The sequence below is a fragment of the Arthrobacter sp. NicSoilB8 genome, from assembly GCF_019977355.1.
GTDB lineage: Bacteria > Actinomycetota > Actinomycetes > Actinomycetales > Micrococcaceae > Arthrobacter.
In genome coordinates, this window is sequence record NZ_AP024655.1 from 1,093,477 (window position 1) to 1,111,119 (window position 17,643).

The 17,643-nt window shown below is 66.0% G+C and carries 15 protein-coding genes and 1 tRNA gene; 6 read left to right on the plus strand and 10 right to left on the minus strand.

Translation table 11 applies throughout. From position 1 onward, the window contains the following. The first annotated feature begins 47 nt into the window (after positions 1-47). Positions 48-368: a hypothetical protein gene (locus LDO15_RS04965; RefSeq protein WP_223984622.1), complete on the plus strand. Its 321-nt coding sequence runs from the start codon at positions 48-50 to the stop codon at positions 366-368. A gap of 275 nt (positions 369-643) precedes the next feature. Beyond that, positions 644-716 (plus strand) — tRNA-Lys (locus LDO15_RS04970). A gap of 548 nt (positions 717-1,264) precedes the next feature. Here the strand turns inward: LDO15_RS04970 and LDO15_RS04975 are convergent. After that, entirely contained in the window at positions 1,265-2,497 is a 1,233-nt protein-coding gene (locus LDO15_RS04975) for an IS110 family transposase (protein WP_223984624.1), read from the minus strand. A gap of 434 nt (positions 2,498-2,931) precedes the next feature. Here LDO15_RS04975 and LDO15_RS04980 point away from each other — a divergent pair, with 434 nt between their 5' ends. Further along, positions 2,932-3,081, plus strand: coding sequence for a hypothetical protein (locus tag LDO15_RS04980; RefSeq protein ID WP_223984626.1), 150 nt, complete (start codon positions 2,932-2,934; stop codon positions 3,079-3,081). A 363-nt stretch (positions 3,082-3,444) separates the two neighbouring features. On the opposite strand, the gene LDO15_RS04985 is transcribed toward LDO15_RS04980, so the two are convergent. Both LDO15_RS04985 and LDO15_RS04990 read right to left on the minus strand, forming a co-directional pair. After that, positions 3,445-5,118 carry a thiamine pyrophosphate-binding protein gene (locus LDO15_RS04985; RefSeq protein ID WP_223984628.1) on the minus strand — a complete coding sequence of 558 codons (1,674 nt, stop codon included), beginning with the start codon at positions 5,116-5,118 and terminating at the stop codon, positions 3,445-3,447. 120 nt (positions 5,119-5,238) lie between these two features. After that, the gene (locus LDO15_RS04990; RefSeq protein WP_223984630.1) at positions 5,239-5,742 is read right to left on the minus strand and encodes an Lrp/AsnC family transcriptional regulator; all 504 of its coding nucleotides are present in this window, start codon (positions 5,740-5,742) and stop codon (positions 5,239-5,241) included. A 93-nt stretch (positions 5,743-5,835) separates the two neighbouring features. Here LDO15_RS04990 and hisC point away from each other — a divergent pair, with 93 nt between their 5' ends. Beyond that, positions 5,836-6,933 (plus strand): histidinol-phosphate transaminase, encoded by a 1,098-nt coding sequence (gene hisC, locus LDO15_RS04995; RefSeq protein ID WP_223984632.1) that lies wholly within the window; start codon positions 5,836-5,838, stop codon positions 6,931-6,933. Positions 6,934-6,976: 43 nt separating this feature from the next. Beyond that, on the plus strand, positions 6,977-8,389 hold the full coding sequence (locus LDO15_RS05000) for an amino acid permease (RefSeq protein WP_223984634.1): 1,413 nt from the start codon (positions 6,977-6,979) through the stop codon (positions 8,387-8,389). Between the two features lie 76 nt (positions 8,390-8,465). On the opposite strand, the gene LDO15_RS05005 is transcribed toward LDO15_RS05000, so the two are convergent. From LDO15_RS05005 to LDO15_RS05035, 6 genes are all read right to left on the minus strand, one after another. Then, entirely contained in the window at positions 8,466-8,687 is a 222-nt protein-coding gene (locus LDO15_RS05005) for a hypothetical protein (RefSeq protein ID WP_223984637.1), read from the minus strand. Positions 8,688-9,028: 341 nt separating this feature from the next. Further along, positions 9,029-10,729: an alpha-amylase family glycosyl hydrolase gene (locus LDO15_RS05015; protein WP_223984640.1), complete on the minus strand. Its 1,701-nt coding sequence runs from the start codon at positions 10,727-10,729 to the stop codon at positions 9,029-9,031. After that, complete coding sequence (locus tag LDO15_RS05020; RefSeq protein WP_223984643.1) at positions 10,726-11,664, minus strand: carbohydrate ABC transporter permease; 939 nt, start codon at positions 11,662-11,664, stop codon at positions 10,726-10,728. The genes LDO15_RS05015 and LDO15_RS05020 overlap by 4 nt, the downstream gene beginning before the upstream one ends. After that, entirely contained in the window at positions 11,661-12,698 is a 1,038-nt protein-coding gene (locus tag LDO15_RS05025; protein WP_223984646.1) for a sugar ABC transporter permease, read from the minus strand. The genes LDO15_RS05020 and LDO15_RS05025 overlap by 4 nt, the downstream gene beginning before the upstream one ends. 79 nt (positions 12,699-12,777) lie before the next feature. Continuing rightward, positions 12,778-14,097, minus strand: a complete 1,320-nt coding sequence (locus LDO15_RS05030; RefSeq protein ID WP_223984648.1) for an ABC transporter substrate-binding protein — start codon at positions 14,095-14,097, stop codon at positions 12,778-12,780. A 137-nt stretch (positions 14,098-14,234) separates the two neighbouring features. Next, positions 14,235-15,242, minus strand: coding sequence for a substrate-binding domain-containing protein (locus LDO15_RS05035; protein ID WP_223984649.1), 1,008 nt, complete (start codon positions 15,240-15,242; stop codon positions 14,235-14,237). Between the two features lie 250 nt (positions 15,243-15,492). Between LDO15_RS05035 and LDO15_RS05040 the strand changes: the two genes are divergently transcribed. Continuing rightward, positions 15,493-16,584 carry an endonuclease NucS domain-containing protein gene (locus LDO15_RS05040; RefSeq protein WP_223984650.1) on the plus strand — a complete coding sequence of 364 codons (1,092 nt, stop codon included), beginning with the start codon at positions 15,493-15,495 and terminating at the stop codon, positions 16,582-16,584. A gap of 52 nt (positions 16,585-16,636) precedes the next feature. Here the strand turns inward: LDO15_RS05040 and LDO15_RS05045 are convergent, their stop codons facing one another. Then, entirely contained in the window at positions 16,637-17,635 is a 999-nt protein-coding gene (locus LDO15_RS05045; RefSeq protein ID WP_223984651.1) for a hypothetical protein, read from the minus strand. Between the last annotated feature and the right edge of the window lie 8 nt (positions 17,636-17,643).

Genomic DNA, 17,643 nt, shown 5'->3' on the forward strand with positions numbered 1-17,643 from the left:
CCGGCCCGCCTACCAGTGCACATACTCTGTTGGAGGAGAGGACCAGAATGTCTATCCGCTACATGGACGACGGCTTCGGCCCCTACGCGGACCGCGGCTTCGACGCAGCCTCTGCACATCTGGAAAGCAACGGCCTGCACCTGGAACCGGGCGGGGATACCGAACAGCACTCGCGCGAACTCGTCAAACACACCCTCAGCCTGGAACCGGAACGGGTACCGGCCATCACAGCCGAACTCTTCGCCGAAGCCATCGCCATCGCAGGCGCCGCCCGCGAAGCCCACGGCAAAGCACCCGTCACCCCGTACCGGGCCCAAAGCTACTGGGAAACCCTGAAGGAACTCATTGACAGCATCCACGACCAATGAGGACAGCACCCCACAAGAGCAGGACATGCTGAGGCCGGGAGGTTCAGATGGCTGATGCGTCGACCGTCGCGCTGAACCTCGTCTTCCTCTGGGGCTCCTGCTGTTCATGGCCGGGATCGCGCTGTTCAGCGTCGTCCTCCTCGCAGCCGGCGCGGGACGCCTGACAGCCCTCCTTGTGTCCGGTCTGGCCCGCTGGGCACGGAACAATCGCCTCCCCGCCGTACCGCCGCGGCGCAGGGGCCGCAGCGACCGACCCCTGACCCCGGGCCCGCTCCGCACCCGTAGCTCAGCCGGCAGAGCAGTGGACTTTTAATCCTCGGGTCGTGGGTTCGAATCCCACCGGGTGCACAGCCGCGATGGCACACAACATGGGACCCACTGCTGGCGTGGGATGGACTCCGCCCTCCCTGACGGATCAGAGCATATTCCTCCATCGGCGCCCAACGCCGGCACCGGCAGTCCACCCACCGTGTTGGCCCGTGAGGCCACAGACGGCCTGTCCGGAGCAATGTGAAGAGGACCCCGGGAGCCTGACAGTCCCATGGCAAAGCCGGCAGCCTGAGGCCTGCGCCGTGTCCCGGCAGCGGACGGGGGAATGCGCGGAATCACGCCGTAGGAAGAGACTTCGGCAAAGCAGGCCATGCCGACCTGGTCAAGAAGACTCTGGCTTCCTCGAAGTGCTTCCGGGTCCGGAGGCACTGGTTGGGGCTGGCCCGGGAAACGGTTGAAGTGATTCCGTTGGGCCGCCGCTTGCCGGTCTCCTGCGCTGCGCGAGGGACGGGTGACGCAGCACCCTGCACCGGAGGCAGCCGGTCCAGGGCTCGCCGACCGAGGAAATCTCAGGAGTCCACCGGCACCATGTCGGCTGCGCAACCCATCTCACCTGTCTTTAGAAGTCAGGCTGCGGGGTCTGCGGCCCGCGGGGTGAAGGCTGTAGCTTCATCGAATCGGGTGCGTGTGGTGAGGCAGTGGTGAAGTTGGCCGAGGAGGCGGTTGAAGAGGTTGCGCTGGGCTGCTGCGTGCCAGTCCCCGGCGTCTCGGCGGCGCTGGTAGTGGGCTCTGGCGCCCGGGGATCCGGTAAGCGCGGACAGGGCCCACATGTAGCCGGCGGTGTTAAGGCGGTCGTTCTTGACGAATCTGCGGCCGACGAACTTCTTCTTGCCCGAGGCTCTGGTGATGGGCGCGGAGCCGGCGTAGGCCTTTAGGGCGCGGGCGTCGGAGAAGCGGTTCCTGTCGTCTCCGATCTCAGCCAGGATCCGGGCACCGAGCTGTGTGCCGATCCCGGGGAAGCTGAGCAGGATCTGGGCGTCGGGGTGAGTCAGGAAGGCCTCCTCGACCGCGATGCTCAGCCGGTCAACGGCCTGGCAGGCGGCGTCGAGGAGGAGGAGCAGTCCGGCGGCCTGCTGGCCCATGGCGTCCTCGACGGCCTGGGGCTGTCGGGCATGATCACCCCGAAGGATGGTTTTGATCCGCTGAGCCTGGGCGGCGATGCCGCGGGTGCGTCCCGCCCGGCGCAGGGCGGTTTCGATCCGGGCGGTGCTGAGCCGTGCCGCGGCGCCCGGGGTGGGGGCCATGCGCAGCAGTTCCCTGGTTTCGGGGCGGGTAAGGCCGTTCTGCCAGACCGCGCCGGCCTGTAGGAGCGCCGGGTAGAACTGGCGCAGCACGGAGCGGAGCTGGTTGGCGGTCTGCTGGCGTGCCCAGACAGCGTCCTGCTGGGCGCGGGCCAGGACGGTGATCGCCCTGGCGTGCTCGGTGTCGGCCGGGAGGGGGCGGTGTGCGTGGGCGTCGGTGCGAAGGATGTTCGCCAGCACCAAGGCATCCCCCGGGTCGGACTTCTTCTTCGAGACCCCGTGCCTGTCGCGATAGCGTGCGGCCGAGAGCGGATTGACCGCGTAAATGCTCCGAGTGCCGGCGCGCAGGGCCGCGACGAGCAGGCCCTGGCTGGTTTCGATCGCCACCGGAACAGGGTTTTGAGGTGTGTCTCCGTGTTCGGCGAGCAGTTCCATCAGGTCCCGGTAGCCGGCCGCATCGTCAGTGATCCTGCGTTTGGCCAGCAGCTCGCCGGCGCTGTCGATGATGGCAATGTCATGGTGGCCTTCGGCCCAGTCGATCCCGCAGTAAAGGTCCAATCTGTACTCCTCGCAGTCAAGGTGTGTTCTGTTCCCGGGGTGTGCCAGTTCGGATCACGCGGCGCCCTAATTCCAAGACTCGAAGGTCTGCCATCTCACCAGCCGTTCGTGAAACGAGTCCACTTCGGGTGCCCCGGTCTGACCAAGAGCTCCACGGCTCCCGGAGAAGGAAGGGGTCATCCCGCAGCCTGCACGCCACCACGAGAAACCAAGTACCACGCCAGCAGTCGGGGGTTCCGTTGCCACGCGGGCAGCGGAACCTGGCCGGCAGAACCCGAGGGCATCTGCCGGCCAGTCCGGGGGTCCTGCGGCGTCAATCTGCACCGTTACGCGCCGCTCTGCGTCGAGGGTTCAAGGACCCAAGAGCGCCGTAGGCGTCGCAGCAGCGGCTTGTGCCGCAGAACCTGAACACAGCCCCCGGCAAGCCAACCGAAATGACCCCGCGAGAGCTGCTTAACTACGAATTAGGAGCGCCGGCAGCGCGCAGGGAACTGCCGGAACCCGAACCCATCGACGGCCAGGCACTAACCGCGATCGCTGCACGCCACAACATCGAGATCATCGGGCCGCCACTGACCACCTGACCCACATTCCCCGTGCCGACGCCCCGCCGGTCCCGGTGCGGCGAGGAGCCAGCTGACGAAGCCCGGTGCCCGCGTAGGCGCGAGCCCATGGCAGAACTCTCGGGAGTCTTCTCCCCGCACCCCCGCCGTGAAAGCAGCTAGCCCGATATTCGGCATCACCGGCACGCTCGAGTGGACGGTAATGTAGTGCCCGCCCGTCATCGCGACCGCAATGCAGCCGATGCCGACGAGGACAAATTGGGGCAGGTCTTCGGGGCTTGGTGGCCAAAATATAGGTCGGCAGGGCGATGAGGCCGGGCGTCAGTATGGTGCGTCCCGGGCAGCCTTCATGTGCACATGTTAGGTGGTGGACCTGTGAAGTCCTTAGCCCGCCACCGGCGCCTTCGCGGCCTGCGAGGCCTGCATCCACTCGCTCAGCCACGGGGCCCGGACACTCGACGTGATCCGGCAGTCGGCCACAAAGGTTCCCTTGGCGCCGGCGTCGATCCAGTCCTGGAGCGCGGAAAGGTCCGCCAGCGAGCGGATGATCGCGGACTCGGCACCGAGCGCGCGGGCGATGCCGCTGAAGTCCACCTCGGGGATCAGCATGGGCCTTTCGGTCAGGCCCTGGGAGCCGTACTGGTGGATTTCGGCGCCGTAGGCGGCATCGTTGTAGATCACGATGACGGCGCTGCTGGCCGCCCCGATCAGCGATTCGAGGTCGGACAGGCCCATCAGGAAACCGCCGTCGCCGGAGGCCAGCACCAGGGTGCGGCCGTCCTCCACCGCGCGAGCTGCCCCGACGGCGCTGGCAAGGCCCAGCCCGATGGTCTGGAAGGCCGTGCCCACCATGACCAGGTCCTGCGGCCGCGGAATGTTCCAGTACATGGGGGCCCAACCGAGGAAGTGCCCGCCGTCCTGGACCACCGTGCGGCGCTCCGGCAGCACGGCATCCAATGCTGTGGCAAGGGCGCGCGGGTCCAGCCGGCCGTCCGGCGTCTCCGATGAGCCTGCCTGGTGGCCCGGTCCCTCCGACAGGCGCTTGCGGGCTTCCGCGCGCCAGGCTTCTGCGCGGCGGGCGTCCGGCGAGGCCGTGCCGTCCAGCAACCCCAGGAGGTGTCCCGCAGCAGACTTCGCGTCCGCGCTGACGAAGGTGTCCACCCGGGGGTGCGTCGGCTGCAGGGCGGTGTCGATCTGGATGACGGTGCTGTCCGGGCCGAGCAGGTGCCCGAACCGCATGGTGAAGGGGCTCAGGCTTGCCCCGGCCACGAGGACCACATCAGCCTCACCCATGAGCCCTGCCGCGGTGTCCGTGCCGAAGCCGCCCGCGACGCCGAGGTATCCCTCGCCCTGGAGGAGGTTGAGCGCCAGGGCGGTTCCGGCGGTCAGGGCGCCCAGACGGTCGGCGAGTTCCCGGAGCTCCGGGGCAGCGCCCGCGAGATGCGCACCGCGGCCGGCGAGGATCAGCGGCCGCTTCGCCCCGGCGAGCAGCCGGGCTACCTGCCCAAGGCCGCCGTCGACGTCGACACTCACCGCCGGTGCCAGCGGCGCCGGAAGTTCCTCGTCCGCAGCCTCGAGGGCCGCGAGGTCGTAGGGTATGGCAATCACGACGGCGGTCCGCTTGGTGAGTGCGTATTCCACCGCCTGCTGCGTGATGGAGCCCGCGGCGTCGCGGGTGACGGTGAAGGTGGCCGCGCCGAGTCCTGCGGCGATTGCCGCCTGGTCCACGTCCCAGGGCCGGGCGCCGCTGCTCGGAGCGTCCCCGGTGACCAGCACGACGGGGACTTGTGCCTGGACGGCCTCTGCGAGGGCGGTGAGTGCGTTGGTGTAGCCGGGGCCATAGGTGGTGGTGCCCGCTGCGAGACGTCCTGACGTCCGGTAGTAGGCGTCGGCCGCGGCGATGGCGGCGCCCTCATGGCGGACGGCGGAGAAGCGGAGGCCCAGCTTTTCCGCGGCGTCCAGGAAGTAGACGTTTCCGTTGCCCATGACGCCGAAGACATCGCTGAGGTAGCTGCTGAGAACCTGCGCCACGCGACCGGAGACGGTAAGTGAAGTCATGCAGGAATCATGTGGGCTGGTTCACAGATAGGCAAGAGAGGCGGATTTGATTGGGATTCTTGGCAGGAAGTGGGGGTGCTAACTGAAAATATGCCCACTTGTGGCCTGCGTCACCCCAACTTAGGCGGAGGGGCGGGATTCCTGCTCGGAGAGCCGGCTCAGGAGGCCGTCGTAGCGGGGCGGCATGAGTTCCAGTACGGAAATGGCGGTGCTGGTCCGTTGGATCCCCTCGATTTCCAGGATCTGGTTGGTGATGCGGTAGAGGTCGGCCGTACTGCGCGCCACCACCTTGGCCATGAGATCCGCATCTCCAGTGGTGGCGTGCACTTCGATGACCTCCGGGATCGCGGCGAGCCCGTCTTCCACTGCACCTGTCCGCGTCTGGCTGATGGACAGCGAGAGGAAGGCCATGAGGTCATAGCCCAGCGCGGCGGGATCCAGCCTCCGGCTGAAGGAGCGGAGGGCTCCGCTGCGCTCGAGCCGCGCCAGCCGGGCGTGGACCGTGTTCCGTGCGACGCCGAGCGTCCGCGAGAGTGCCAGGGCGCTGGCTTCCGGATCCTTGTCGAGGGCCAGGATGATCCTGCCGTCGAGGGAATCCAGGGCGCGGGGGTTCGGGATGGTCATATTTTCACCACAGACAGAAGAAGTTGAGCAGAAGTCCCAATGGGTTGAGCGTATCTTGCATTGTGGGCGGAGTCACAATAATGATCAGTCCTCATGACCCGTGATCAGCTCCTAACCGCACCGGACACCGCGCTCCCCACCCTTCGTGGCGCGGTGGCCGGCCTCCCGCCCTACGTCCCTGGCCGGCGCGGCACCGGCGCGGACATTGCAGCCCTCGCCAGCAACGAAAGCCACTACAGTCCACTGCCCGCTGCCGCCGCTGCGGTGGCCGCGGCGGCCGGTACGATGAACCGCTACCCTGACAGTGCCGCCGTCGAACTCCGCGATCGGATTGCCCGCCACCTCGGCGTCACGGCCGGAGAGGTGGCGGCGGGACCCGGCAGCGTCGGCGTCCTCCAGCAGATCATTACAGGGTTTTGCGACGCCGGGGATGAAGTGATCTTCGCGTGGCGGTCGTTCGAGGCCTACCCCATCCTGGTTGAGCTTGCAGGCGCCCGGCCGGTCCGCATCCCGCTGGACGGCGCTGAGGGCCACGACCTTGACGCCATGGCCGCGGCCGTCACTGCCCGCACGAAGGTCATCCTGCTCTGCACCCCCAACAATCCGACCGGCGTGCCGATCAGCCACGACCGCGTCGAGGCCTTCCTGCAGGCCGTCCGCTCCGACATCCTCGTGGTGATCGACGAGGCCTATGTGGAATACGCCGAAGCGGGCAGCGGCCCCGATTCCCTGGCGCTCTACCGCCAGTACCCGAACGTGTGCATCCTGCGCACCTTCTCGAAGGCCTACGGGCTCGCCGGCCTGCGCGTGGGATACGCCGTGGCGGCGCCGGACATCGCCGAGGGACTGCGCCGGACTGCCCTTCCCTTCTCGGTGAGCGCGCTGGCCCAGAGGGCGGCCATCGCATCGCTGGACGCCGGGGAGGAGATGGAAGCGCGGGTGGCCGCCGTCAGGCAGGAGCGTGCACGGATGGCCGCGCAGCTGGAAGCCCAGGGCTGGAAGCTGCAGCCGAGCCAGGGCAATTTCCTGTGGATCCGCGCGGACGAACGCCTCCGGGCGAGGCTGGTGGACGCGTTTGACGCCGCCGGCATCATGGTTCGGGCGTACCAGGGCGACGGCGTGCGGATCACCGTTGCCGATCCCGCCTCCAACGACCGCGTGCTCGGGCTCCTGGCAGCCCACGCTGCCTGAACACTCACTGACCCCCGTTCCGCCTACAACCAGAGGAATCCCCATGGAACAACAGACAAAGACGTCTGCCCGCGCCCTCGGCGCGGCCCTTAAACCCCGCCAGCTCACCATGATGGGGCTCGGCAGCGCCATCGGCGCGGGCCTCTTTATCGGCTCCGGCGCAGGCATCCAGGCCGCGGGCCCAGCCGTGCTGATCTCCTACCTCGTGGCCGGCACCCTCATCATCCTGGTGATGTGGGCCCTCGGCGAAATGGCCGCCGCCAACCCGGACAGCGGCGCCTTCTCCGTCTACACCGCCAAGGCCTACGGGCCGGTGGCAGGTGCCACGGTGGGCTGGCTCTGGTGGCTGCAGCTCGTGGTGGTCATCGCGGCCGAAGCGCTGGGTGCGGCAGGCCTGCTAGCCACGATCTTCCCGGCCCTGCCGGTGTGGCTGATGGCCTTCGTGTTCATCGTGGTGCTCACCGCCGTGAACCTCACCAGTGTGAAGAACTTCGGCGAGTTCGAGTTCTGGTTCGCCCTGCTCAAGGTGGCGGCAATCGTCGGGTTCCTCCTGGTGGGCGCTGCCCTGCTCTTCGGCTGGCTGCCGGGCGTCCAGTCGCCGGGCCTGTCCAACTTCACCGGGGCCGGCTTCGCACCCAGCGGTTTTGCCGGGATTGCCACAGCCCTGTTCGTGGTGGCATTCGCGTTCGGCGGCACCGAGATCGTCTCCGTGGCGGCAGCTGAAACCGCGGAGCCGGCCCGCAGTGTGAAGAAGGCAGTCCGGACGGTGCTGTGGCGCATCCTGGTCTTCTACATCGGTGCGATCTTTGTGATCGCGGCGGTGGTTCCTGTGGGCTCGGCGGGGCTGAAGAGCCCGTTCGCCGCTGTGCTGGACGCCGCCGGCATGCCCGGCGCGGCCACCGCCATCACCCTGGTGGCCGTAGCGGCACTGCTCTCCGCCCTCAACGCCAACCTTTACGGTGCCTCCCGGATGGCGTTCTCCCTTGCCGAGCGCGGCGAAGCGCCACGTCTGCTCGCTTCCGTGTCCAAGGCCCGGGTTCCGGTTGTCGCGGTCCTGGCCAGCGTTGCCTTCGGTGTTGTCACGGTTGTGCTGGAGTTGGCTTTCCCCGAGAAGGTCCTTCCCGTCCTGCTCAACATCGTGGGTTCGACCTGCCTGCTGGTGTGGACCTCCGCGCTCCTCGCCCAGCTCGCGCTGCGCCTACGCGCCGACCGCGAGGGGACGGAGCTTCCCCTGCGGATGCCGGGCTTCCCCTGGCTCACGGTGTTTGGTCTGGTCATCCTCGGAGCGATCTTCACGGTGGGATTCATCGGTGAGGATTCCCGTCCCCAACTCCTGAGTACTTTCGCCCTCGTGGCGCTCCTGGCGGTGGCGAACTGGCTTCACCACCGGAACGGGAAGGTTGCGCCGGTTGTGGAATCTGCGGATAGTGCCAAGCAGCCGGTGCTCGTCGACTGAACCAGCCGCCTGAACCGCTTCTCGGCTCAGGGCATCGGAAGGGCGCGTCCGGCCTGGCCGGGCGCGCCCTTCGTCTCTACGGACGGTTAAACTCCTGCTGCCACCGTGCCTTATCCCACCGCTCCTGCAACTTTCGGTCCATGGTCCATTTACTCTCCCATGAGTCGAAGCTGGCCTTGAAGGTGGGCACATAGTAATTGGAGCCCTTGCGGCGGGTTCTCTTCTTGAGTCTCAGCAAGAGGCCGAGCAGGATCCACACAACGATGAGAATTACGACCAGGAAGAATATCGTCTCCACGGGCAACCAGTCCTCGAAGGGGTTTAATGCCCTCAGTTTAATCCCGTTAGCGCCGGATAACGAAGCGTGCCCCGGTACCACTGCAGTGTGTCTGAACAATGTCCGGGCTGCCCGGAATGTGTACCATACATGCGAACTCTGCACATGATGCGGTCACGAAGATCTGCACGTTACCGTTGCTCGCCGGCGACAACATTTCCAGAGAAAAGTTCCTGAACGACTATCGTGCCAAGGCGTAGTCAGGAACGTCAGTGCTCCATACACCGACGCCATCGCCCAGACGGTCAGCTCCCGTAATTAGGACTACAAGTGGCTTAGTGCCGGGCAGTGGCGCAGCACCCTCAGCCGCGCAGCATCCACGCGGCGTTGTTCGGCTGCAGCCAGCCGTCCTCGGCCAGCGGCGCGGCGCTGAGCAGTACGGTACCGGAGGGCAGCCGCACGGGTTCCGTTCCCATGGCGACGGCGACGAGGAAGTGCGCGTTGCGTTCGCAGATCAGCAGGTTCCCGGCCTCGACCCGCCAGCTGCCGCCGTCGTCCGCGGTGAAGACCTCGTTTTTCCACAGCTGCCGGCGCAGCTCCAGCGCCGCCTTGGTGAGGTTCAGGGCGGACTGCGGGTCTTGCTGCTGCAGTTCGATCGCATGGGTTCCCCAGCCCGTGGGGACGGGGAGCCACGGATCCGCGGCGGGTTCACCCAGCGAGAAGCCGTGGTTCAACGCCGCGTCCTTGGTCCACGGCAGCGGGACGCGGGCGCCGTCGCGGCAGACGCCGCCGCGGGCCCACATCGGATCCACCCGGGCCTCCACCGGAACGTCGACCTCCGGCAAGCCGAGCTCCTGGCCCTGGTAGAGGTACGCGGCACCGGGCAGTCCGAGCAATGCCACCAGGGCCGCCCGCGCCCGCGTACTGCCGAGTTCGCCGCCGCCGAACCTCGTGACGGAGCGGACGATGTCGTGGTTTTCCAGCGCCCACGTGGGGGCGGCGCCGTGGAGCTGCCGGGCGGCTTCGAGCTCGTTCCCGACGGCGGCCCACGCTTCCGGGTCCCAGCCGACCTTTACGAACGCGAACGCGAAGGCCTGCTGCATCTCGTCCGCGCGGGTGTAGCGGGCGGCACGGGCCGGTTCCAGGTTGACCTCGCCCACCAGCAGGCGGTGCGGCTCATACTTCTCGGCGAGAGTGCGCCAGCGGCGGTAGACCTCGTGGACGTCCTCCTGGTCCGAGACCTGCGGGTTGGACCGCAGCCCGTCCACCACCCCGCCCGTGGAGGGCGAGTCCGGCAGCCCGTCGGCCTTGAACAGTGCATGCGCCACGTCGATCCGCAGCCCGTCCACACCTTTGTCGAACCAGAAGCGCAGCACGCCGTCGAAGTAATCGCCGACGGCGGGATTGCGCCAGTTCCAGTCCGGCTGCCCGGCCGAGAACAGGTGCAGGTACCAGTCCTTGTCCGTCGCCGAACCCGGACTCGCGCGGCTCCAGGCCCGGCCGCCGAACACGCTCTGCCAGTTGTTCGGCGGCATGTCGTTGGTTGAATCGTCGGCAGCTGAGCCGTCCGCGTCCGCGGCGTCAGACGCAATGCCGACGCCGCCGTCGTCGGACATGCCCAGTGGACCCGGCACAAAGTGGAACATGTCCCGCTCCGGCGAGCCCGGGCCGGCCCCGAGGGCCGCCTGGAACAGCGGGTGCTCCGAGGAGCAGTGGTTGGGGACGACGTCGAGCAGGATCCGCAGGCCCAGCGCGTGCGCGTTGGAAAGCAGAACATCGAACTGTTCCATGGTGCCGAACAGCGGGTCCACGCCGCAGTAGTCGGTCACGTCGTAGCCCTGGTCCACCTGCGGGGAGGGCTGGAACGGGGTCATCCAGATGCCGTCGACGCCGAGGGACGCGATGTAGGGCAGCCGGGCGATGAGCCCGGCGAGGTCGCCCACGCCGTCGCCGTCGCCGTCGGCGAAGGAGCGCGGGTAGACCTCGTAGATGACGGCGGACTGCCACCAGTCGGCGGCCGGCGCAAGAGCGGTCCCCTCCACAGGTCCAGACAGAGAGATCATTTGCTCGCGCCCGCGGTGAGGCCTTCGACGATCCGCCGCTGGAAGATCAGCACCATAATGACCAACGGTACGGTGACGATCACGCCGGCGGCCATCTGCTCGCCGAAGGGCGCCTGGAATTCGGTGGCGCCGGTGAACTTGGAGATCGCCACGGTGGCGGTCTGGATTTTGGGGTCGTTGATCATGGACAGCGCGATGATGAATTCGTTCCAACTGTGGATGAAGGTCAGGATCGCGGTGGTGAAGACGCCCGGCGCGGCGAGCGGCAGCAGCACCCGGCGGAACGCCTGCCACTTGGTGCAGCCGTCGATCATCGCGGCTTCCTCGAGGTCGAACGGCAGGGCCTTCATGAACGTGGTGAGGTTCCAGACCGCCAGCGGGATCGCGAAGGACAGGCTGGGGACGATCATCGCCTGGTACGTGTTGATCCAGCCGAGGTCCGTGAAGAGGCGCAGCAGCGGCACCACCACGGAGATGCCGGGGAACATCGACGTCGCGATGATCACGCCCAGGATCACCGACTTGAAGCGGAAGTTCAGCCGGGAGATCGCGTAGGCGGCGAAGACGCCGAGGAGCAGCGCGAACGCCGTGGTAGTGCCGGCCACGATCAGGGAGTTCAGCAGGGCCTGTCCGAACATGGTGGAGCCGTCGAACACCTTGGCGTAGTTCTCCAGCGAGAACGGAGCCGGCAGCAGGGTGTTGTCGAAAATGTCGGCGGTGCGGCGGAGGCTGGAGACCAGCATCCAGTAGAAGGGCGCCAGGCAGTAGGCGAAGATCAGCGCCAGGCCCAGATACACCGAGTAGGAGCGCCAGGTGCGCTGGGTTTTCGGTTTTCCGGAATGGCCGACGGCGGTGCTTGCGTCGGGCGCGACGGCGCCGGAGGCGATCGGTGCACCAGAGGAGGTGGCGGCGTTGCGGAGGTCGGAGATGGTCATCGGGTGGCCTCGGCCTTCTGGGTGGTTGCCTTGGTGCGGGACTTCTTCGAGATCAGCTTCAGTTCTTTGGCACCGGTGACGTCGGCGCCGAGCACCTTCACGAACACGATCGCGACGACGGCGACGTAGAGGAAGAGCATGATCGCGAACGCGGAGGCGGAGCCGTAGCGGAGCTGGTTTGATTCATCCCAGGCCAGCATGGAGAGGGTTTCCACGGATTCCTTGCCGGGGCCGATCAGCACAAAGGGAAGGTCGAACATGCGCAGGGCGTCGAGCATGCGGAACAGCACGGCGACCAGCAATGTGGGCTTGACCAGCGGGAGGGTGATGGAGCCGAGCTGGCGCCACCAGCCGGCGCCGTCGATCTTGGCGGCTTCGTAGACTTCGCCGGGGATGACCTGCATGCCGGCGAGGACCAGGAGGCCGATGAACGGGGCGGTCTTCCAGACCTCGGCGATGATGATGGCCGCGCGAGAGGCGTTACCCTCGGCGGTCCAGAGGATTTCGCTGCCCAGCAGGGTGTTGGCAATGCCGTCGGACTGGAAGATCCAGCGCCACAGCAGGCCGGAGACGGCGGTGGGCACGGCCCAGGGGACCAGGATGCTGGCGCGCAGGAAGGACCGGCCGCGGAAGGCCCGGTTCATGGCGAGGGCCAGGCACAGGCCCAGGACGGTCTCGAGGAACACCGTGGTGACGGTGAAGAAGGTGGTGTTGCCGAGCGCGTTGAGGAAGCGCCGCCCGGTTTCGCCCACGAAGAGGTCGGCGTAGTTGGCCAGGCCCACGAAGGATTCGACGTCGGCCACGAAGCCGTCCGCGTCCAGCCCGGATTCGGCGCGGAACAGGGACTGGTGCACCGCGGCGAGCAACGGGTACACGATCACCAGGGCCAGGACCAGGATGGTGGGGGAGAGCAGCAGCGCGGCCATGCGGCCTTCGCCGGGAGTGCGGGTGCCGCAGTTGCCGCGTTTGCGCGGGCTGGCTGGTTGGGGCGTGCCGGTCTGCGCGCCGGCGGGCGGGGCTGTCGTCGTCGTCATTCTGGGAACCTCACTGGGGTTGCAGCTGCCGGGCCGGCCGGGATGAACCGGCAGGCCCGGCTGTTGCTATGGGGCGGAATTACTTGGCGGAGAGCTCGGTGAGCTTGGCCTGCATGTCGTTCAGGGCCGTGTCCGTGTCCTTCTTGCCGGTGATGGCCGCGTACGCCTCTTCCTGGATCGCCTTGGTGGTGGCGCCGTACTGAACCACCTTGGGGCGGGGCTGGGCGTTGTTCAGCGAGGTCAGCAGGGTGGGGAAGAACGGGCGCTTGGCGACGACGGCGGGGTCCGCGTAAAGGGAGGCGTACGCCGGGGCGCGGGAGGACAGGGCGAGGCGCTTCTTGGCCTGCCTTTCGCTGGTGAAGAACTTGATGAATTCCAGGGCGGTGGCCTTGTTGGCGGTGAAGGGCGAGATGGCGAGGCTGCGGCCGCCGAGGGTGGAGACGCCGGGGCCGTCGGTGCCCGGGATGGAGGTGATGCCGAACTTGCCGGCCACCTTGCTGGAGCCGTCCGTGGCGCTCAGGGAGGCGTGCAGGAAGGGCCAGTTGCGCAGGAAGACCAGCTTGCCGTCCTGGAACGCGCGGCGGCCCTGCTCTTCGAGGTAGGTGATGGCGTCGGAGGGGAAGAGGCCTTCCTTGAAGCCGTCCACCAGCAGGTTCAGGCCCTTCTTGGCCTCGGGGGTGTTGACGGTGGGCTTGCCCTCGGCGTCCACCACGGTGCCGCCGGCGGAGGCCACGGCCTCGGAGAAGTTGACCGTGAGGGCCTCGTTCTTGTCGAACTGGCCGGCGTAGCAGGACATGCCCGCGGCCTGGGGGAGGGCCAGGATGGCCTTGCAGGCGGTCTTCATCTCGTCCCAGGTCTTGGGCGGGGCGGCGATGCCGGCGGCCTTGAGCAGGTCCGAGCGGAAGTAGAACAGCGCGCCGTCGGTGTAATACGGGGCGCCGACCAGGGAGTCCCGGTACGTCGCGGCGTTGACGGTGGCGGGGATCATCTTGTCCGTGGGGATCGCGTCCGCGGGCAGCGGCATGATCCACTTGTTGGCGGCGAACTCGGAGGTCCAGACGACGTCCAGGTTCAGCACGCTGAAGGTATCCGACTTGATCTGGGCGTTCTGGATGAGCTGCTGGCGCTGCTGGTCCGCGGAGTCCGGCAGTTCGATGAACGTGACCTTCTCCTCCGGATGGGCGGCGTTCCATTCCTCGATGCTCTTGTTCGCGGCGCCGGAAGCGTCGCGGTTGGAGACGTAGTTGATGGGGCCCTTGCCCTCGAAGGACGCGGCGGCCTTCGGGGCGCTCTTCGCGTCCGTGGCGGTCCCGCCGCAGCCGGTGAGGGCGACGGCGGCGACGGTCAGGGATGCGGTGGTGGCGAGAAGAGTCTGCCAGGTGCGGCGGCGCTGCCTCATGTGTTGCTCCTTGTTTCGTGGGTTGTGCGGGTGGGATTGGTGCGGGTGGTTTGGTGCATGCGGAATCGCGGCGGGTAGCCTGATGGCACGGGGGAGTGCCGGCTGTCGCCGTGGGTAGTGGTGTTTCGGGGTTTTGGCTAGCTGGTGGGTGCTGGGGTGCCGGCCGGTGTTGAGTTGGGCGGCGCGGTGGAGCCGCGCTCGATCAGCCGGTGCGGCATGATCTTCGGCCCCAGGTCGCGGGAGCGGAGCAGCTTTTTCACGGCCATCCGCCCCATGTCCTCGAGCGGCTGGGCCATTGTGCTCAGGGGTGGGTTCACGTGCAGGGAGGTGGAGGTATTGTCGAAGCCCAGGACGGAGACATCCTCCGGCACCCGGAGCCCGCGCCGCTGCAGTTCATTGACGACGGCGGCGCCCATCTCGTCGCTCATCGCGAAGATCGCGGTGAGGCCGGGGGCCTGCTGCAACAATGCGTCCGCGCCGGCGGCGCCGCTTTCGTAGAAGAAGCTGCCGGTCGCAGTGATGGGCGTGCAGTTCGCTTCGGTCATGGCGCGCAGATACCCGCGTTTGCGGGGCTGGGCAACATAGACCGACGCCGGATCCCCGGTCAGGAGGCCGATGCACCGGTGGCCGAGCCGCAGCAGGTGACGGGTCGCGTCGTATGCTGCCTGCTCGTCGTCGATGGCCACACTGGGGGAGCCCGACTTGTCGCTGATGGCGACAGAGATGATGGGGACGTTGGGCCCCAGCAGCTGCCTGGTCTCCGGCGTGATCACCGCGGAGATGAGGATGACGCCGGCGGCCCGGTAGGTGCGCAGGGTCCGAAGGTAGCCCGCGATGTAGGCGGACTTGGCGCCGGTGCGGCCGAGCATCACGGCGTAGCCGCGTTCCTGGGCTTCCTCCTCCACGCCCTGCATGACCTGGGAGGCCAGGGCGTCGGAGACCATGGGGGCGAGCAGCCCGATAACGGACGTTTGCCGGGTCTTCAGGCCCCGGGCGAGGTAGTCCGTCTCGTAGCTGAGGCTCTTGACCGCAGTTTCGACGCGTTCCCGCGTCTCGTCTGAGTAGCCCACCAGCCCGTTGACAACCCGGGAAACGGTGGCCGGGGAGACGCCGGCGTGCTTGGCGACATCGCGGATGGTGACCACTGTTCCTCCTCCCTGAGGTGTTTGCTGGGGTTCGTAACCCGTCATGGCGACGGGCTACGCAAACGGTTTACGTAAACGGTTTCGTTCGATGCAGTTTCAACAGTAAGGGGTGGGTGCGGGATCGTGTTGCGTTTCGTAAACGAGGGGCGGCGAAGTCCGGGAAGTCGGGAAGTTGGGGGCCGTCATCCCCGTGGCGGTAGGGTACCTGATGTGGCAGCACTGGGCTGCTTCTTTCAGACTGGGGTATCCGATGGCTGTAGAGCTTGGTCTTTGGCGGGTTGATGACGTTCCGCGGAGAATTCCGATGACAGCAATGCCGCTGGAATCGAAGCTAGAAAGCCTCATTCTTCAAGATCCGGAGATCCTCGAAGCAAAACTGCTGCTAATCGGGAGTCAGGTACCTACGGGATATGGGAAGTTCATAGATATTCTGGGTGTGGATTCGGAAGGAACGCTCCACATCTTGGAGCTAAAGAGAGACCGAACCCCCCGGGAAGTTGTTGCCCAAACACTCGATTACGCCTCATGGGTGGAAGGCCTCGGCAACGAGGAAGTTCGGAGCATATTTGAAAGCGGGCATCCCGGGAAGAACTTCGACGAGGAGTTTGCCAGTCGTTTTGACGGGGCTCCGGTTCCTGACGAGCTAAATTCGAGTCACAATATGACCATTGTGGCCAGCGACCTGGATCCCAGTACCCAGCGGATCGTGTCATATCTCAATCGGTCCCACGGCGTACCGATCAACGCCATGATCTTTCGGTATTTTGTCGACGAAGGCCACGAGTACCTGGCGCGGACATGGCTGATTGACGAGGACACTCCAGTGCCTGCAGGAGTCGGAACCAAGGGTTCCACACGGGCTGCCTGGAATGGCCAGGATTGGTACGTAGCATTCGGAACCGATGGTGCGTCGCGCTCGTGGGCGGACGCGTCAACATATGGATTCGTCTCCGCGGGTGGCGCAGACTGGTACTCAAGGACCCTGAAGAGCCTTCCCTTGGGGGCACGCGTTTTTGTCCATGTTCCAAAAAAGGGGTATGTGGGCGTCGGCACCGTCGCGGGCAAGGCCATGCCAGCTGACTCTGCTGAATTGCAAATACAGGGGGAAACACGGCCCTTCCGCTCACTTAGTCTCGAGGGCTTGTACGCGCATCCGGACGCGGGCGAAGGTGTGGACACGGCAGAATACGTGGTTCCCATCAAATGGACCGACACCGTGCTCATCGAGGATGCATACTGGCGAGAAGGAATGTTCGCCAACCAGAACAGTGCCTGCAAACTAAGGAACCAGTTCACGATAGACGAGTTGTCGAGACGCTTTGGGTTGGCTGCACGCCAATAGACGGGCGCCGGGTTATTAGAGTTGGGCGGGCGACCGATAGTCGGAGTTGTCGCTAGAGGATGCTGTAACGGTTATCACTGACTGTGATCGGCACACGTTGCCCCACAACGACAATTTGCCGCATTATTCGGACGTCCATGCTGAGGCGCCCGGATCGACTCCCGTTGGGATTCCAGCCGACCCACTGCGTTCGGCCCTGAAAGGTCAAAAGTACCTGGGTGACTGTCTCAGGGAATCCACACTTTGCGGCGGCGGGAATTCGCAGGTAGCTACGATTTCGGTCCTTCTCACTCATGACTTGTGAGAATAAAGTAGTCTGTGTTGCTGGCGGGATGGGCCGCAAAGGCTCGGTGCTTGGATCGTAAAGTTGGCCGGTGGGGTCTCTAGAAACATCAGAAAGAACCTTCTGACGGCTGGAGCCGGTTGTATTGCCCTTTGATCTTGCTGTGGAAACTTTGTAATTGGATAATCCATGATGTTTGTATACCCCGCGGCGAACCTCCATATTTGCGAACGGTGCGACCCGCTCGGGATCAAAGAGCTGCGCCTTTTGGCTAGGGGATAGACTTTTGGAAAATGCCTTGATTAAGGACTGTTCTTGTTTGTCGACATTGTTGCAGGCTGCGAAGTGCACATGGCAGTCATCCAAATGCAGGAACGTTTTGAGCCACCATCCTCCTGAATGTGGAGAGGTCTTGCCCAGTTTAGTTGTGTAGTACGAGCCAACTCTGCCCCGCAGCGACGTACTGGCTAGCCCAACGTAGAGCACCGAGGCGTTGGGCACCCATAAGTCCCCCAGGCGCGCAGCAACTTGGCTCTCATTCGCCAAGCGACCATCCACTCGAATGTCAGGGCAGAGCTTTAGCAGTCGAGCGATTGCCGCGAAGTCCGCCTCGTATTCCGGATGCGAACCGATGCCGTCCGCCTCGTCTGCTGTTGTCGAGACGATATAGATTCCAGGGACATCAAGTGGTACGGGCTGTTTCCACTTCACTGTGCCGGTGGTCGTGGGATCACAAAGACCGAACAGCTCCTGCACCGAGATCGCCATGGGCCAAT

Bases quoted from the DNA above. Each gene is read 5' to 3' on its own strand.
- LDO15_RS05020 (WP_223984643.1), bottom strand. From the start codon at position 11,664: ATGACCATCTCCGACCTCCGCAACGCCGCCACCTCCTCTGGTGCACCG.
- LDO15_RS04990 (WP_223984630.1), bottom strand. From the start codon at position 5,742: ATGACCATCCCGAACCCCCGCGCCCTGGATTCCCTCGACGGCAGGATC.
- LDO15_RS04980 (WP_223984626.1), top strand. From the start codon at position 2,932: ATGACCCCGCGAGAGCTGCTTAACTACGAATTAGGAGCGCCGGCAGCG.
- LDO15_RS05015 (WP_223984640.1), bottom strand. From the start codon at position 10,729: ATGATCTCTCTGTCTGGACCTGTGGAGGGGACCGCTCTTGCGCCGGCC.
- LDO15_RS05000 (WP_223984634.1), top strand. From the start codon at position 6,977: ATGGAACAACAGACAAAGACGTCTGCCCGCGCCCTCGGCGCGGCCCTT.
- LDO15_RS04965 (WP_223984622.1), top strand. From the start codon at position 48: ATGTCTATCCGCTACATGGACGACGGCTTCGGCCCCTACGCGGACCGC.
- hisC (WP_223984632.1), top strand. From the start codon at position 5,836: ATGACCCGTGATCAGCTCCTAACCGCACCGGACACCGCGCTCCCCACC.
- LDO15_RS05040 (WP_223984650.1), top strand. From the start codon at position 15,493: ATGGCTGTAGAGCTTGGTCTTTGGCGGGTTGATGACGTTCCGCGGAGA.
- LDO15_RS04985 (WP_223984628.1), bottom strand. From the start codon at position 5,118: ATGACTTCACTTACCGTCTCCGGTCGCGTGGCGCAGGTTCTCAGCAGC.
- LDO15_RS05025 (WP_223984646.1), bottom strand. From the start codon at position 12,698: ATGACGACGACGACAGCCCCGCCCGCCGGCGCGCAGACCGGCACGCCC.
- LDO15_RS05045 (WP_223984651.1), bottom strand. From the start codon at position 17,635: ATGGCGATCTCGGTGCAGGAGCTGTTCGGTCTTTGTGATCCCACGACC.
- LDO15_RS05030 (WP_223984648.1), bottom strand. From the start codon at position 14,097: ATGAGGCAGCGCCGCCGCACCTGGCAGACTCTTCTCGCCACCACCGCA.